Annotated in this window: 1 protein-coding gene and 1 pseudogene; one reads left to right on the top strand and one right to left on the bottom strand. The window is 62.0% G+C overall.

Annotated elements, in window-relative coordinates; genetic code table 11:
- On the top strand, positions 1-513 hold a 513-nt coding region (locus tag EOA86_RS35620; protein ID WP_164892367.1), incomplete at its 5' end, for an NmrA family NAD(P)-binding protein.
- 116 nt (positions 514-629) lie between these two features.
- Here the strand turns inward: EOA86_RS35620 and EOA86_RS35615 are convergent.
- Positions 630-1,149, bottom strand: a pseudogene (locus EOA86_RS35615) (phosphomannomutase/phosphoglucomutase); the annotation flags it as partial.

Here is a 1,149-nt window from a genome sequence, read left to right as displayed (position 1 = left end):
AGCAAATATCTTGTCGAGCAACATGTCGCCGTGCTCGGCATCCCCTATACGATCAGCGCGCCGGTTGCCTTCATGGAGAATATCGTCGCGCCGTGGTCGATCGGCGCACTCATCCGAGGCACGCATGCCTTTGCGATGCCTGCCAAACGTGTCCTCCAGCTGGTCGCACTTGCCGATATCGGAGCCTTCGTTGCCGCCCTGGTCGAGCGGCGCGAGCGCGTGTTCGGCAAGCGCTTCGATTTCGCCGGGAGCGAATTGTCCGGCGAAGACCAGGCCAAGATCCTTTCGCAGTCCATCGGCCGCCCGATCAACTATCAGGCAATTCCAATCGCGGTCGCCCGCCAACAAAGCGAAGATACGGCGCTGATGTTCGAGTGGTTCGACCGCGTCGGCTATGACGTCGATATCGCGGCTTTACACCGAGATTTCCCGGAGGTCCGCTGGCACAGTTTTGCCGACTGGGCGCGGGAGTTCGACTGGCGTGCCCTTGAGCGGGCTTATTCCGCTGCCTGAGTTCCTGTAGAGATCATCGCCGATGAAAACCTGGGGGAGTGGACCAGCTGCAACCGGAAACGCGTGATCCGCTTCCCCATCGTGGCCTTTCTCGCGCCGCGATGAAATGAGAGAACCTAGAACGTCTGGTTGTAGGCGCCGACCTCAGGGCTGCGGCGCAGCACCGCATCGACGCCTTCGAACATCTGCCGGCGCCGCTCGGACGACACCGGGCTCTCTACCACCACGACCAGCTCTGGCTTGTTCGACGACGCCCGCACCAGGCCCCAGGTGCCGTCCTCGGCAACGACGCGAACGCCATTGACGGTGATCAGATCGGCGATCTTCTGGCCGGCGAAGACAGTGCCATCCTGCTTCATTGCCTGAAAGTCGGAAACGACTCGCTCGACCACGCCGTATTTCAGCTCGTCGGCGCAGTGCGGCGACATGGTCGGCGTGCCGAAGGTCAGCGGCAGGGCGCGATAGAGATCGGCCATGCTGCTGGTCGGGCTGCGATCCAGCATCTGGCAGATGGCGATAGCCGTGATGAGACCATCGTCATAGCCGCGCCCGATCGGCGGATTGAAGAAGAAATGACCGGATTTCTCGAACCCGGCGATGGCGCCGAGCTCAGCCACGCGCCGTTTTATGTAGGAG

It is taken from the genome of Mesorhizobium sp. M5C.F.Ca.IN.020.32.2.1 (assembly GCF_004023105.1).
GTDB lineage: Bacteria > Pseudomonadota > Alphaproteobacteria > Rhizobiales > Rhizobiaceae > Mesorhizobium > Mesorhizobium wenxiniae.
Note: the sequence above shows the minus strand (reverse complement) of the source record. Positions and strands in the feature narration are given on the sequence as shown.